Consider the following 14,176-nt stretch of genomic DNA (forward strand, 5'->3'; position numbering starts at 1 on the left):
GCCCGGCGCCGTCACCCAAGGAGCCCCCATGGCCGAGAAGCGCGACTTCCTCGACGACATCATCGACATCTCCCAGGACTTCCAGGCCATCCGGAACCCCCTGGCCGACATCGCCAACACCCTGGCCGCCAAGCCCGGCGAGGTCCCCGTGTGGAACCCCGCCGACTACAAGGAGCGCCCGCGGGCGGCCACGCCGTCGTGCACCAGCTGCAAGTCGCGGGACGCCTCCACCTGCACCCGCTGCGTCGACGTGTGCCCCAAGGGGGCCGTCCACGTGGACGACGGCGCCATCGAGATCGACGACACCTGCATCAAGTGCGGCCTGTGCGTCTCGGTGTGCCCGAGCGAGGCCTACCACACGCGAGAGATCAACACCGTCAAGCTCTACGACCGCATCGCCGGCGCCGCCGCCAGCCACGAGACCGCCTACGTCACGTGTACCCGGGCCCTCGGCCGCCTGCCCCGGGAGAACGAGGTCGTGCTGCCCTGCGTGGGCGCCGTGCCCTCCGAGACGTGGTTCGCCCTCATGACACGCTTCCCCAACATCGCCGTCTACCTGCCCCTGGGCATCTGCGACCGCTGCCGCACCACCACCGGCGAGCAGACCTACTGCGACATGATCTCCCGGGCCGAGACCTGGGCGGGGTTTGGCCTGGACCTCGTGGTGGACGAGGCCGACCTCACCTGCGAGGTGCGCCGCAGCTGGCAGCGCAAGGAGTTCGTGGAGAGCATCATGAAGAGCGGCGAGCGCCTGGTGAGCCGCACCAACCCCGTGCTCACGGCGGCCAAGCGGGTGCGGGGGCTCCTGGACACCCACAAGAGGCAGATGGACCAGGTGCAGCACACCCTGGACCGGGCCGTGGGCGTCACCAACGCCAAGAACCGCCGCCGCGTCCTCACCGACCGCCGCAAGCAGGTCATGGGGGCCCTCCAGAAGCACCCGGAGCTGGCCGGCAACATCGACCTGTACCAACCGGTGTGCGACATGGCCCTCTGCACGCTCTGCGGCAGGTGCGAGGACGTGTGCCCGGTACGCTGCATCCAGATCGGCGAGGACGGCCGCTGGAGCGTGGAGCCGGAGTTCTGCGTGCAGTGCGGGGCCTGCGAGCACGTGTGCCCCACGGGTGCCGTCGAGTACGAGTTCTCCGACGCCGAGGAGCTGGTGCTTCCCGACGAGGAGGAGAAGGACCGCCGCGAGCGCGAGGCCGAGTCCAAGGCGGAGCTGGAGCGCCTCAAGGAGCAGGGCCGGAGCCAGGTGCTCAAGGGCCTCGACATGCTGGAGAGGCTCGGCGGCTCACTGGCAGACGACGAGGGCTAGGCCGGCGCCTCAGCGCCCGGGGGCCGCCGTGCGGGGTACAGTGGGAGGAGCACCCTCCAGAAAGGAACCCCCGTGTCTCTCTCCATCGGCATCGTCGGGCTGCCCAACGTGGGCAAGTCCACGCTCTTCACGGCCCTCACCAAGCGCGCCGGCCTGGCCGCCAACTACCCCTTCGCCACCATCGAGCCCAACGTGGGCATCGTGGACGTGCCCGACGCCCGCCTGGGCGAGCTGGCCGCCATCGTGAGCCCCGACCGCATCGTGCCGGCCACCGTGGAGTTCGTGGACATCGCCGGCCTGGTCAAGGGGGCCAACGCCGGCGAGGGTCTGGGCAACCAGTTCTTGGCCAACATCCGCGAGACCGACGCCATCTGCGAGGTGGTGCGCTACTTCTCCGACCCCGACGTCGTGCACGTGGACGGCCGGGTGGACCCCGCGGCCGACGCCGACACGATCATGACCGAGCTCATCCTCGCCGACATCGCCACCCTCGAGAAGCAGCTGCCCAAGCTGGAGAAGGAGGCCCGCCGCGACAAGGAGCTGGCGCCCAAGCTCGCCGTGGCCCAGCGCCTGCTGGCGTGGCTCAACGACGGCGGTCGCGCCGCCGCCATGGACATGACCGACGACGAACGCGTCGCCGCCAGGGAGCTGTTCCTGCTCACCATGAAGCCGGTGATCTACGTGGCCAACGTCGACGAGGACGAGGTGGGGGAGACCCCGGCGCCCATCGACGGCCAGACCCCCATCCCCATCTGCGCCGAGGTGGAGGCCGAGCTCGCCGAGCTGGGCGACGAGGAGGCCAAGGACTTCCTGGAGAGCCTGGGCCTGGAGCGGAGCGGCCTCGAGACGCTGGCCCAGACCGCCTACCGCACGCTGGGCCTGCAGAGCTACTTCACCGCCGGCCCCATGGAGGTCAAGGCATGGACCGTCCCCGTGGGCGCCAAGGCACCCCAGGCCGCCGGCGTGATCCACTCGGATTTTGAGCGCGGCTTCATCAAGGCCGAGGTCGCCAGCTACGAGGACTACGTGGAGCTGGGCGGCGAGGCCGGGTGCCGCGCCCAGGGCAAGCTGCGTATGGAGGGCAAGGACTACGTGGTGCAGGACGGCGACGTGATGCACTTTCGCTTCAACGTCTAGGCCCCCTGTCCCACCACCCGGACACTTTTGTCCCAATGGTCGGGCACTTCTGTCCCAGATCGTACAGTTTCCCCGTCACGCACCACCGTGGCGCGCCGGTCGCGAGACCGCGCCACGGTGGTGCGCTTTTCGGCCGGTCCGCCGGGTTTCCCACACCACAGTGGCGCACCGGCTGCAAGACCGCACTACCGTGGCGCATCCCGGCACCCTGCCGCCCCGCCGCCGGGCCCCGCTCCGCCCTCATCGAGCATGCCAAACCTCGTTCACCCACCCAGTTACCGGTATTTCAGTTGGGCTGTTCCGGCACCCCTCCGGCTCTGCTAGGTTTTTGCTTGGAAAGACTTCAAGGTTCTCGCAGAAAGTGAGCATCGCCATGCAAGAGACTCCGGTCGCCTGGGAGGGCTTCGCCCCGGGCCCCTGGCAGCATGAGGTCGACGTTCGCGACTTCATCCAGCGCAACTACACCCCCTACGAGGGCGACGAGACCTTCCTCGAGGGTCCCACCGAGGACACCGAGTACCTGTGGGGCGAGGTCATGGACCTCTTTGCCGCCGAGCGTGCCATGGGCGGCGTCATCGCCATGGACACCGACGTCATCTCCACCATCACCAGCCACGGCCCCGGCTACATCGACAAGGGCCGCGAGACCGTCGTGGGCCTGCAGACCGACAAGCCCCTCAAGCGCGCCCTGCAGCCCAACGGCGGCATCCGCATGGCCGTGCAGGCCTGCGAGAGCCACGGCTACCACGTGGACGAGAAGATCGTGGACATCTACACCAACCTGCGCAAGACCCACAACGCGGGCGTGTTCGACGTCTACACCCCCGAGATGCGCGCCTGCCGCCACTCCCACATCATCACCGGCCTGCCCGACGCCTACGGCCGCGGCCGCATCATCGGCGACTACCGCCGCGTGGCCCTCTACGGCCTCGACTTCCTCATCGCCGACAAGAAGCGCCAGAAGGAGGGCACCGAGTCCACGATGACCGAGCCGGTCATCCGCCACCGCGAGGAGCTCTCCGAGCAGATCCGCGCCCTCCAGGAGCTCAAGGAGCTCGGCGCCATCTACGGCTTCGACCTGGGCCGTCCCGCCGAGACGCTGCAGGAGGCCATCCAGTGGCTGTACTTCGGCTACCTGGGCAGCGTCAAGGAGCAGAACGGCGCCGCCATGAGCCTGGGCCGCACCAGCACCTTCCTCGACATCTACGCCGAGCGCGACCTCGCCCGCGGCATCGTCGACGAGCGCCAGGTGCAGGAGTACGTGGACCACTTCATCATGAAGCTGCGCATGGTCAAGTTCGCCCGCACCCCCGACTACAACGAGCTGTTCAGCGGCGACCCCCAGTGGGTCACCGAGTCCATCGGCGGCATGGGCATCGACGGCCGCCCGCTGGTCACCAAGATGAGCTTCCGCTACCTCCACACGCTGGAGAACCTCGGCACGAGCCCCGAGCCCAACCTCACGGTGCTCTGGTCCACCCGCCTGCCCGAGGCCTTCAAGCGCTACTGCGCCAAGATCTCCATCGTCTCGAGCTCCATCCAGTACGAGAACGACGACCTCATGCGCGTGTACCACGGCGACGACTACGCCATCGCCTGCTGCGTGAGCTCCATGCGCGTGGGCAAGGAGATGCAGTTCTTCGGCGCCCGCGCCAACCTGGCCAAGTGCCTGCTCTACGCCATCAACGGCGGCGTGGACGAGGTCGAGGGCACCCAGATCGGCCCCAAGTACCGTCCCGTGGAGGGCGACGTCCTCGACTACGACGACGTCATGGACAAGTTCCACGACATGATGGACTGGCTGGCCGGCGTCTACGTGAACGCCCTCAACATCATCCACTACATGCACGACAAGTACTGCTACGAGCGGCTGCAGATGGCCCTCCACGACGAGCACGTGCACCGCTGGTTCGCCACGGGCATCGCGGGCCTCTCCGTGGTGGCCGACTCCCTCTCGGCCATCAAGTACGCCACCGTGCGCCCCGTCCGCGACGAGCGCGGCATCGTGGTGGACTTCGCGGTGGAGGGCGACTTCCCCCGCTACGGCAACGACGACGACCGCGTGGACGCCATCGCCGCCGAGGTGATCGAGGACTTCATGCACGACATCCGCGGCTACGAGACCTACCACAAGTCCGTGCCCACCACGTCGGTGCTCACCATCACCTCCAACGTGGTGTACGGCAAGGCCACCGGCTCCACCCCCGACGGCCGCAAGGCCGGCGAGCCCTTCGCCCCCGGCGCCAACCCCATGCACCACCGCGACAGCTGCGGCGCCGTGGCGAGCCTCGCCTCCGTGGCCAAGATGCCCTTCAAGGACGCCCAGGACGGCATCTCCAACACGTTCTCCATCGTGCCGGGCGCCCTGGGCAAGGACGGCGACGTCATGTTCGGCGACCTCGACCTCGACGCCTTGGGCGTGGAGGTGACCTTTGCCAACGATATCCCCGCTGCCTGCGCCGCCGACGCCTCCGCCCGCGAGGGCGCCGTGGACGTCGACTGCTCGTAGCGCCCGCACCCGACCACCCGACCACCTAGAAGCCCCTACGGAAGGAGCTGCCATGACCACCAGCGAAGTCTCCGCCGACCAGGTCGACAACCTCGTCTCCATGCTCGACGGCTATGCCGAGAAGGGCGGCCACCACCTCAACGTCAACGTCTTCAACCGCGAGACGCTGCTTGACGCCCAGGCTCACCCCGAGAAGTACCCGCAGCTCACGGTGCGTGTCTCCGGCTACGCCGTGAACTTCAACAAGCTCACCCGCGAGCAGCAGGACGAGGTCATCTCCCGCACGTTCCACGAGGCGCTCTAGGCAGATAAGCGCCTGAAAACGACTGAGGACGGGTCGCGCCTGCAGTGTGGGGCGCGACCCGTCCTATGATTGGCGGGGCTGAGGAACGAGGAGGCAGGTGTGGAGAAAGACGAGGCGGGCAAGATCGGGGCGCTGCGGGCCCGGGAGGGTCGCGTGCACTCCATGGAGACCATGGGCACCGTCGACGGCCCGGGCACGAGGCTCGTGGTCTTCTGCCAGGGGTGCCCCATGCGCTGCGCCTACTGCCACAACCCCGACTCCTGGGACCCGGCGGCCGGCTCCGTGACCACGGCGGGGGAGGTGCTCGACCTCTTCGAGCGCAACCGCCCCTTCTACCGCCGCGGCGGCATCACGCTCTCCGGCGGCGAGCCCATGCTGCAGCCCGACTTCGCCGCCGCCGTGTTCGCCCTGGCCCATGCCGCGCCGGCGGGGCGCATCCACACGTGCCTGGACACCTCGGGCATCGCCTTCTCGGCCGCCTCGCCCGAGCGCCACGCCGCCCTGCTCGACAAGTGCGACCTCGTGCTGCTGGATGTCAAGCACGCCTTCGACGAGGGGCACAGGGAGCTCACGGGCAAGGCCGCCGGCAACCCCCGGGCCCTGGGCGACGAGCTCGCCCGCCGCGGCACGCCTGTGGTGGTCCGCCACGTGGTGGTGCCAGGCATCACCGACGACCCTGAGGAGCTCGCCGCCCTGGGTCGGCTCATCGCCCGCTGGGACAACGTCGTGGGCCTCGACCTGCTGCCCTACCACACCATGGGCGTGGGGAAGTACCGGGCGCTGGGCCTGGACTACCCCCTGGAGGGCGTGTCCGCGCAGGAGAAGGGCGCCATCCCGGGGCTGCGCCGACAGGTGCTGGAGGCCCGCGCCGCGGCCCGGTCCGACCGCGGTTGACAGGGGCCCGCCCCCGTCACCTGCCCCCCACTGCCCCTCCTCCGCACCCCCCCTCCTCTGCACCTGAACGCGGCTGAGGGCGGGTCCCGACGCGCTCGCTGCCGGTGCGGCCCTCGCCGATGGGATCGTGGTGGGCCTCAAGTGCGGCGGTTCCGACGGCCTCTCGGGCATCACGGCCAACCCGGTCATCGGCCGCGTGAGCGACCGCGTGGCGGCCGAGGGCGGCACGTCGGTGCTCTGCGAGGTGCCCGAGATGTTCGGCGCCGAGGACTTCCTGCTCGGCCGCTGCGACAGCCGGGAGACCTTCGACGAGGCCCTGGCCGCGGCCAAGCCCGGCTGGGTGGACTTCGACGCCGTGCTGGCCTGCGCCAGCGGACGCAGGACCTCGGCGGAGCGCCGGGGTGCGGCGGAGGTCGCCATCTGGAAGGACGGGGTGACGCTGTAGGACCCGCTGTCCCACCACCCGGACACTTTTGTCCCAATGGTCGGGCACTTTTGTCCCAAACCGCCGCCGGCGCCCCCGGCCGCCCGTTGGACGGGCGGCCGGGGGCGCCGTGTGTCTCCCGTGTTTGGCGCTAGAACTGCCGCCTCTCGTAGATGGCGCACGACACCTGCGAGGACACGGCGTAGACGGCCAGCACCGCCACTGCCGCGAGGACGGCGAGGGGCGCCCCCTGGCCGCTGGCGGCCAGCCCTTCCAGCCACGCGTCCACGTGCGGCCCCCACTGGGCGAGCACGCCCACCTGCTCGAGGGTGGCCATGGCGAGGCAGAACGCCAGGATCACGACCGCCGGGGCCAAGCGCGACGCCTTGGTGGCGCCGTAGCGCAGGTAGACCGGCATAGAGAGCGACGCCAGGAGCAGGATGGCCAGGGCGGCGGCGGCCGAGGCCACGGAGGTGGTGAAGAGCAGCTCCCCGATGCCGGGCCCCTCCGTCGGGAGCACCGTCGCCACGGGGAGCCCCGTCTCGGCGAGCCAGGAGAGCGGCACCGCGAGCGCCACCGCCGCGAGGACCGAGACGGCGCACGAGACCAGCACGGTCAGGTACCTGCCGCGCACCACCTGGCTCCGCGTCACGGGCAGCGTGAGGCGGAAGCGCTCCCACCCGTTCTGCTCGTCGACGGTGAACAGGCTTGTCATGAAGAGGAGCGGGAAGAACCCCGCGATCGCCACGCTCCCGGTGAACAGCGCGATGAACACGCCGATGAGCGCGAGCTGTGCGAGGGGCTTTCTCATGGTGAGGATGTCCGAGATGATCACGGTTCGCATGTCACGCCTCCCTCTCGCCCTTGACGGCGAGCGTCATGTACTCCTCGATGGTGGCCCGGCCCACGGCGAGGTCCGGGCAGGCCGCGGCCAGGGCCCGGCGGTCGGGCGCCATCACCACGGTCTCGTAGGGGCGCCGCTCCCAGCGCAGCCCCTCGACGCCGGCCGCCCGCAGGCGCTCGAACTGCTCCGCCGTGCACCGCACGACGCCCGCGGTATCCGTGATGTCCTCCTTGGCCAGGTCGAACGCCACCCGGCCTCCGTCCAGGCACACGACCTCGTCGGCGGCCTTCTCGAGGTCGGTCGTGATGTGGGTGGCCATAAGGACGCCACGGCGCTCGTCTTGTGCCATGAAGGCTCGCAGGTCGTCGAGCACCTCGTCTCGGGCCATGGGGTCCAAGCCGGCGGTTGCCTCGTCGAGGATGAGCAGGTCGGGGTCGTGCGCCAGGGCGAAAGCCAGCGAGAGACGCATGCCCATGCCGCGGGACAGCTCGCCAACCGACTTAGTGGGGCCAAGACCGTAGTCTTGGCAGAGGGAGCGAAACCGGTCGTCGTCCCACTCGGGGTAGGCGGCCTTTCCCACGCCTCCGACCGCTGAGACGCGCAGGGCGCGGGGCAGCGGGATCGTGTCGAACACCACTCCCACGCGGGCCTTGAGGTCGCGGGCAAGGGAGGGTGCCCAGGGCACGGGCTCGCCCAGCACCTCCACGCTGCCGCCGTTGGGGGTCACAAGGCCCAGCAGGCACTTGATGAGGGTGGACTTGCCGGCGCCGTTGGGCCCCACGAGGCCGCAGACGCAGCCGGGCTCCACCGTGAGGGACACGCCCTCGAGGGCGAAGTCTCGGTACGACTTGCAGAGGTCGGAGACCTGCACCAGGGGTTTCATGGCGGGTCGGGCTCCTTTCGGGCGGGAGGGGTCAGCCCTCCCGGACGTCTTGGATGAGAAGGTCGAGCATGGCCGGCAGCTCCGCGAGCGGCACACCGGTGGCGGCGGCCTCGTCCACGGCCCGGGCGAGCAGGTGCTCCACGCGGCGCAGGCGCCCCTCCTGGAGGAGCTCGGCGCTGCCGCCCGAGACGAAGCTGCCCTTGCCCTGCACCGTGTCGATGAAGCCGCGGTGCTCGAGCTCCGTGTAGGCGCGCTTGGTGGTGATGACGCTCACCCGCAAGTCGTTGGCCAGCGAGCGGATGGAGGGCAGGCGCTCCCCGGCGGCGAGCTCGCCGTTGAGGATGGCCCGCTCCAGCTGGGCCGCGATCTGCTCGTAGATGGGCAGGTCGCTGGAGTTCGAGAGGATGATGTCCAAATCGCTCCTCGGGTTGCCTTACTGTGTATACACGATATGTACAGTATGGGTACAGTGGGGAGCTGTCAAGGGGGATCTCAAAGGACGGCGCAGGCCGGTGGCGGGGAGCGGTGCCGAGGGCCATAATCCAAGGGACCGGGAGGCCCGGCAGGGGTCGGGAGGAGAGGGGGGCATGGAGGTACGCGACGCGGGGCGCCAGGACATAGGTGCCATGCTCGACCTGTTGGCGCAGGTGAACCGGGTGCACGCCGAGGGCAGGCCCGACCTGTTCCGCCTGGGCACCAAGTACGGAGCCGACGAGCTCGCCGCCATCCTGGAGGACGACGGCCGACCCGTCTTCGTGGCGGTGCTCGACGGGCGTGTGGCGGGCTACTGCCTCTGCGATGTGCGGACCGTGGAGGGCGACCCCATCCGCCGCGACGCCACCACGCTCTACATCGACGACCTCTGTGTGGACGAGGGCGTCCGCGGCCGTGGGGTGGGGCGCGCCCTCTACGGGCACGCGGTGGCGTGGGCCAGACAGCGGGGCTTTTTCAACGTGACGCTCAACGTGTGGGAGTGCAACCCCGGAGCCCGCGCCTTCTACGAGACCCTAGGCATGGCGCCGATGAAGACCTGCATGGAGCAGGTGCTGTAGGGCCTTTGGCTCGGCTCCCGGGGTGCGCCCTTCAGCCGCCCCCACCATCCGGGTCGACGCAGGACTCCAGGTGGCGAGGCCCCGCTACCACCCCTTGCAGACGTCCACCCACCGGGCGCCGTCGCAGGCCCTCTCGAGCTCCTCGCACGACAGGCGCACGGCGCTGGCGGCGTTGCCGGCGGCGGGGCACACGGTGTCGAACCGCCGCAGGCTCTCGTCGAGGTACACGTCGCAGCCGGGCTCCACGCCGAACGGGCACACGCCGCCCACGCCGTGGCCGATGCGCTCCTCGGCCTCGTCGCGGCCCAGCATCTTGGCCTTGGTGCGGAACTCCGCCTTGAACCGGGGGTTGTCGATGCGCGCGTCGCCGGCGCAGACCACGAGGGCCACCCGGTCGCCCACGGCGAACGACAGCGTCTTGGCGATGCGCGCCGGCTCGCACCCCACGGCCTCGGCCGCGAGCTCCACCGTGGCGCTCGACGTGTCGAACTCCATGACCCGGTCCTCCAGCCCGGCCGCCGCCAGGGCCCTCCGTGCCCTCTCGATTCCCATGGCCCTCCTCTCGTCTACCCTCTCGGCCCACAAGCCTAGGGCAACCGCCGGCACCCGCCCCGAGGGTTCGTCAAACCGTGACAGAGCGGGCGGGGGAGCGGCTGTGCGAGACTGAAAGGGCCGCCTTCCAGACCAGACCGCCCCCCGATGGGAGGACCCGCCCGTGGCCCTGTTCCATATCGCCCTCGTGCTGCTCGTGTCGGTGCTCGTCTCCGCGGTGCTCGAGCAGTTCGTCCCCCGCGTCTCGCTGCCCCTCGTGCAGGTGGCCATCGGCCTGGCCATCTCGCTCCCGCTGGGGTCGGTGGCCCTCGTGCAGGTGGACCCCGAGCTCTTCCTCGTTCTCTTCATCGCCCCGCTGCTCTTCGACGAGAGCCGCCACGTGCCCCTCGCCTCCATGGCACGGCACTGGAGGCCCATCGCCTCGCTCTCCCTGGGGCTCGTCGTGGCCACGGCGCTCGCGGTGGGCGTCGCGCTCCACGCCGTGCTGCCCACCGTGCCCCTGGCCGCCGCCATCGCCCTCGGCGGCGCCGTGGCCCCCACCGACGCCGCGGCCGTCTACGCCCTCTCCCGCGACGTGGCAGTCACCAAGCGCCAGGACGCCATCCTGTCGGCGGAGTCGCTCTTCAACGACGCCTCGGGCGTGGTCACGTTCCAGTTTGCCGTCGCAGCTGCGGTGACCGGGTCTTTCTCGGCGGCCGAGGTGTCGGTGGCCTTTGCGGTCACGTTCGCCGGCGGCCTGGCCGTGGGCGCCCTCATGGGCCTCGCCGGCGCGCTCGTGCTGCGGGCCCTTGGGTCCACCGGCCTCGAGAGCACGACGGCCCACGTGGCGTTCGAGGTGCTCACGCCGTTCCTCGTCTACCTCGTGGCCGGCGAGCTCGGCGTCTCCGGGATCCTCGCCGTGGTGGCGGCCGGCATCGTCATGGCCGCCATGCCCGAGCGCCGCACGCCGGCCCGGGCCCGTATGCGCCTGGTCTCCTCCAACGTGTGGGAGTTCGTCGCCTTCATCATCAACGGCGTCGTCTTCGTGATCCTGGGCATGGAGCTGCCCCGCGCCCTCCTGCCGTCGTGGCGCTCGCCCGCCATCTCCAACGGCACGCTGCTTGCGAGCGCCGTCGCCGTCTGCCTCGTCGTGGTGGCCGTGCGCCTGGGGTGGACCCTGGCCATGGAGCTCGTGCGCGCCCGGTCCCTCTCGCGGTCCGGCGCCGCCTGCACGGGCGCCGCCGAGAGGGGCGCGGCCACGGCGGGGGGAGCGCTCCGCTCGGCGGCCCTGCTCACCCTCGCCGGTCCCAAGGGCGCCATCACGCTCTCGGTCATCCTCACGCTGCCCTACCTCACGGCGGCCGGCGACCCCTTCCCCGAGCGAAACGTCCTCGTGTTCATCGCCTCGTTCGTCATCGTGGCCACGCTGCTGCTGGCCAACTTCGCCATGCCGCTCGTGGCGCCCTCGCCCGAGGACGCCGACGGGGAGGCGCGTGCCCTCGACGAGGCCCGCCTGGCCGTGCTGGAGCCCGTGGTGCGCGAGCTGTCGCGCCGCCCGCGGGACACCGCCGCCGCCCGGGCCGCGCGCCGCTTCGTGCTCTCGGGGTACGGCGACCGAATCGCCCGCGCCCGCAACCGCACGGTCGACCCGCACGCCCTCGTGTGCCTGCGCCTGGAGACCCTCGACCGCCAACGCGCCGCCGTGGCCGCACTGGCCGGGGACCCGGCCCTGAGCCCGGCGGCCGTGGAGCGCTACGACGCGCAGCTCTCCGAGCTCTTCTCCATGGTGGCGCGCCTGGGCCGCGGCGACCCCTCGGCCACCCGGGTGCGCCGGCGCCGGCCCTCGGCCCTCCGCGCCCTCGCGCGCTCCCTGGCCGACGAGGTCCGCGGCCGCGGGTCGGACGGCGCCTTCGAGCGCACGCTGCCGGTGCTGGCCCGCGCCTCCCAGGAGGCCGCCATCGGGTACCTCAGCGAGGCGGCACGCGACCCGTCCCCGGAGCGCTCCCTGGCAGCGCGGCTGCTGCTCTCGGACCACTGGGCCGTGTACAACGCGCTCGTGGAGGGGCCCGGCACCGGCGCGTCCCCAGTGCCGCCGGGTCCCCGGCCGCGCCGCGACCTGGAACACCTGGCCGCCGAGCAGGGCGCCTCTCTCGCGGAGGCCCGGCACCTGGCGCGGGCCATGACGGCCGAGGGGCTCAGGCTCGAGCTGGACCGCATCGACGGGCTTGTGGCCTCGGGCGACCTCTCCCACGGCCAGGCGGCCGAGCTCACCGAGGAGGTCCACGTGCTGCAGCTGGGCCTCTAGGCCCGGCCCCTGTCCCACCACCCGGACACTTTTGTCCCAATGGTCGGGCACTTCTGTCCCACTTTTGCTCGTCGGCCGGGTGCCCGGGGCGTCACGCCCCCGACGGGGCGCCATGTCATGCCGAAGGTCCTTTTGGCATGGTTTTTCCTGCCGAGAGGCCCCAGAACCCATGCCAAGGCCCCCTGCGGCATGGGTTTTTCGGAAGCGGCTGCCCAAAACCCATGCCGGAGCCCTCATCGGCATGGCTGGGAACCATAAGGAAAGAAATAGGAGAAGTGACAGATGGGCCAGGCACCGCTGTCACGCCCCGCAGCTGGGCCCGGCCCCGCCGTGCGCCGCTACTTCCCCGCTGCCCCGTGGTCGATCGTCGTGGCCAACGGCTTCTGCCTGATGAACAGGGCCAGCACCAGGCCGGCCAGGCACAGCGGCACGAAGTACGCGAACAGCGGCACGAGCGCCTCTGAGTAGCCCTGGGCCACCGCGGCCTGCACCGGGCCGGATAACCCGTCCACGAACGACGGCGTGATCGAGGAGAGCGAGACGTTGTCGGCGGGCGGGAGCCTGTCGGCCACGTCCGCCACCAGGCGCGCGGTGAACAGCGACCCCACGAGCGAGGCGCCCACGGTGGAGCCCACCTGCCTGAACAGACTGTTGGCGGCCGTGGCGGTGCCCACCATGGAGTGCGGGAACTCGTTCTGCACGATCAGCGTGAGGATCTGCAGTCCCAGGCCGAAGCCGCAGCCCACGGTGAGCAGTATCGCCACCGTCTGCCACACGGGGGTGCCCGGCGCCATGGTGGCCATCAGGCCGAACCCTGCGGCACACACGGCGCACATGGCCACGGGCATCCAGCGGTACCGACCGGTCTTGGAGGCCAGCATGCCGGTGGAGGTGGAGGCCACGAGGCTGCCGACGGACATGGGCACGCACATGAGGCCGGCCGCCTCGGGCGACATGCGGTCGACGATCTGGAAGTACGTGGGCAGGTACGACACGGCGCCCATGAGGCCGATGTTGATGAGGAAGCCCACGGCCGAGGTGAGCACGAAGTTGCGGTCGCGGAACAGCCCCAGGGGCATGACCGGGCTCGCGGCCCGGCGTTCGGCTGCCACGAGGCAGCCCGCCGATGCCACGGCCACGCAGAGGAGTCCCACCACCTGCCAGCTGTCCCAGGCAAAACGGTTGCCGCCCCACGACAGGGCCAGCACCAGGCTGCAGACGGCGGCCGCCAGTGAGACCATGCCGGCGTAGTCGGGGTGCGTCTTCCGGTCGGCCGCATCGCGGGGGAGGAACCTCCAAAGACCGGCTAGCGCTGCGAGGGCAAGCGGGACGGTGAACCAGAAGATCCAGCGCCAACCGGTGACCTCCACGAACCACCCGCCCAGGAGCGGTCCCACCACACGGCACGCCGTGAACGTGGACCCCATGACGCCCATGAAGGTGCCGAGGCGCCGCGGCGGGATGATGTCGGCCAGGGAGGCCTGGGACAGGATGATGAGGCCGCCCCCGCCCAGGCCCGAGACGAGCCGGCCCACGATGAGGAACCCCATGTTGGGCGTGAGCCCGCACACGGCCTTGCCCGCGGCGTAGAGGGCGAGGCATCCCATGAGGAGCCGCTTGCGCCCCACGACGTCGCCCAGCTTGCCGTAGATGGGCATGGTCACGGTGGTGGCCAGGATGTAGGTGGTGGTCACCCACTGCATGGCCTCCACGCCGCCGAGGTCACCCACGATGGTAGGCAGCGCCGTGGCGGCGATGGTCTCGGAGAGCGAGCTCACGGCCATGGCCAGAAGCAGGGTTCCAAAGAGGAGCGAGAGCCTTTTGCCCTGCAGCCCTCCCTGTGCACGCGCTGGGTCTGGGGTTGTGGCGGGGCTGCTCTTCACGGTGCTCCCTTCGGTGGTCGTGTGCCCCTTACCCATAGGGGCGCTCCCCGCGTTTCAGGGATGGTTCCGGCGAATGGCGCACACCGTGCTCC

Annotated in this window: 13 protein-coding genes; 8 read left to right on the forward strand and 5 right to left on the reverse strand. The window is 70.6% G+C overall.

What is annotated here, in order from left to right:
- Positions 1–28 precede the first annotated feature (28 nt).
- The 6 genes from OR600_RS01715 (at position 29) to OR600_RS01740 (ending at position 6,607) form a co-directional block, all read left to right on the forward strand.
- Positions 29–1,318, forward strand: a complete 1,290-nt coding sequence (locus OR600_RS01715; protein ID WP_265590535.1) for a 4Fe-4S binding protein — start codon at positions 29–31, stop codon at positions 1,316–1,318.
- A gap of 72 nt (positions 1,319–1,390) precedes the next feature.
- On the forward strand, positions 1,391–2,455 hold the full coding sequence (gene ychF / locus OR600_RS01720; RefSeq protein WP_265590536.1) for a redox-regulated ATPase YchF: 1,065 nt from the start codon (positions 1,391–1,393) through the stop codon (positions 2,453–2,455).
- Between the two features lie 373 nt (positions 2,456–2,828).
- Positions 2,829–4,964 (forward strand): formate C-acetyltransferase, encoded by a 2,136-nt coding sequence (gene pflB / locus OR600_RS01725; RefSeq protein WP_265590537.1) that lies wholly within the window; start codon positions 2,829–2,831, stop codon positions 4,962–4,964.
- A 52-nt stretch (positions 4,965–5,016) separates the two neighbouring features.
- Positions 5,017–5,268: an autonomous glycyl radical cofactor GrcA3 gene (gene grcA3 / locus OR600_RS01730; protein WP_135978157.1), complete on the forward strand. Its 252-nt coding sequence runs from the start codon at positions 5,017–5,019 to the stop codon at positions 5,266–5,268.
- Positions 5,269–5,367: 99 nt separating this feature from the next.
- Positions 5,368–6,162, forward strand: coding sequence for a pyruvate formate-lyase-activating protein (pflA, locus tag OR600_RS01735; protein ID WP_373871639.1), 795 nt, complete (start codon positions 5,368–5,370; stop codon positions 6,160–6,162).
- 130 nt (positions 6,163–6,292) lie between these two features.
- Positions 6,293–6,607, forward strand: a complete 315-nt coding sequence (locus OR600_RS01740; RefSeq protein WP_309295234.1) for a UxaA family hydrolase — start codon at positions 6,293–6,295, stop codon at positions 6,605–6,607.
- A 130-nt stretch (positions 6,608–6,737) separates the two neighbouring features.
- Here the strand turns inward: OR600_RS01740 and OR600_RS01745 are convergent, their stop codons facing one another.
- The 3 genes from OR600_RS01745 to OR600_RS01755 are packed head-to-tail and all read right to left on the reverse strand — an operon-like array spanning position 6,738 to position 8,728.
- Complete coding sequence (locus OR600_RS01745) at positions 6,738–7,430, reverse strand: ABC-2 transporter permease (RefSeq protein ID WP_204407793.1); 693 nt, start codon at positions 7,428–7,430, stop codon at positions 6,738–6,740.
- Position 7,431: 1 nt separating this feature from the next.
- Positions 7,432–8,313, reverse strand: a complete 882-nt coding sequence (locus OR600_RS01750) for an ABC transporter ATP-binding protein (RefSeq protein ID WP_135978154.1) — start codon at positions 8,311–8,313, stop codon at positions 7,432–7,434.
- Between the two features lie 31 nt (positions 8,314–8,344).
- Positions 8,345–8,728 (reverse strand): GntR family transcriptional regulator, encoded by a 384-nt coding sequence (locus tag OR600_RS01755; RefSeq protein ID WP_135978153.1) that lies wholly within the window; start codon positions 8,726–8,728, stop codon positions 8,345–8,347.
- Between the two features lie 172 nt (positions 8,729–8,900).
- On the opposite strand from OR600_RS01755, the gene OR600_RS01760 reads away from it, so the two are divergent.
- Entirely contained in the window at positions 8,901–9,365 is a 465-nt protein-coding gene (locus tag OR600_RS01760; protein ID WP_135978152.1) for a GNAT family N-acetyltransferase, read from the forward strand.
- An 84-nt stretch (positions 9,366–9,449) separates the two neighbouring features.
- On the opposite strand, the gene OR600_RS01765 is transcribed toward OR600_RS01760, so the two are convergent.
- On the reverse strand, positions 9,450–9,917 hold the full coding sequence (locus tag OR600_RS01765; RefSeq protein ID WP_265590540.1) for a YbaK/EbsC family protein: 468 nt from the start codon (positions 9,915–9,917) through the stop codon (positions 9,450–9,452).
- 163 nt (positions 9,918–10,080) lie between these two features.
- Here OR600_RS01765 and OR600_RS01770 point away from each other — a divergent pair, with 163 nt between their 5' ends.
- On the forward strand, positions 10,081–12,201 hold the full coding sequence (locus OR600_RS01770) for a cation:proton antiporter (RefSeq protein WP_135978150.1): 2,121 nt from the start codon (positions 10,081–10,083) through the stop codon (positions 12,199–12,201).
- A 338-nt stretch (positions 12,202–12,539) separates the two neighbouring features.
- Here OR600_RS01770 and OR600_RS01775 read toward each other — a convergent pair whose 3' ends face one another.
- Complete coding sequence (locus tag OR600_RS01775; protein ID WP_168354039.1) at positions 12,540–14,084, reverse strand: MDR family MFS transporter; 1,545 nt, start codon at positions 14,082–14,084, stop codon at positions 12,540–12,542.
- Positions 14,085–14,176: the final 92 nt, after the last annotated feature.

This window comes from Granulimonas faecalis (assembly GCF_022834715.1).
GTDB classification, from domain to species: Bacteria; Actinomycetota; Coriobacteriia; order Coriobacteriales; family Atopobiaceae; genus Granulimonas; species Granulimonas faecalis.

Excerpts from the sequence above, each read along its gene's own strand:
- pflB (WP_265590537.1), top strand. The coding sequence starts at position 2,829 with ATGCAAGAGACTCCGGTCGCCTGGGAGGGCTTCGCCCCGGGCCCCTGG.
- grcA3 (WP_135978157.1), top strand. The coding sequence starts at position 5,017 with ATGACCACCAGCGAAGTCTCCGCCGACCAGGTCGACAACCTCGTCTCC.
- OR600_RS01715 (WP_265590535.1), top strand. The coding sequence starts at position 29 with ATGGCCGAGAAGCGCGACTTCCTCGACGACATCATCGACATCTCCCAG.
- OR600_RS01760 (WP_135978152.1), top strand. The coding sequence starts at position 8,901 with ATGGAGGTACGCGACGCGGGGCGCCAGGACATAGGTGCCATGCTCGAC.
- OR600_RS01765 (WP_265590540.1), bottom strand. The coding sequence starts at position 9,917 with ATGGGAATCGAGAGGGCACGGAGGGCCCTGGCGGCGGCCGGGCTGGAG.
- OR600_RS01745 (WP_204407793.1), bottom strand. The coding sequence starts at position 7,430 with ATGCGAACCGTGATCATCTCGGACATCCTCACCATGAGAAAGCCCCTC.
- OR600_RS01750 (WP_135978154.1), bottom strand. The coding sequence starts at position 8,313 with ATGAAACCCCTGGTGCAGGTCTCCGACCTCTGCAAGTCGTACCGAGAC.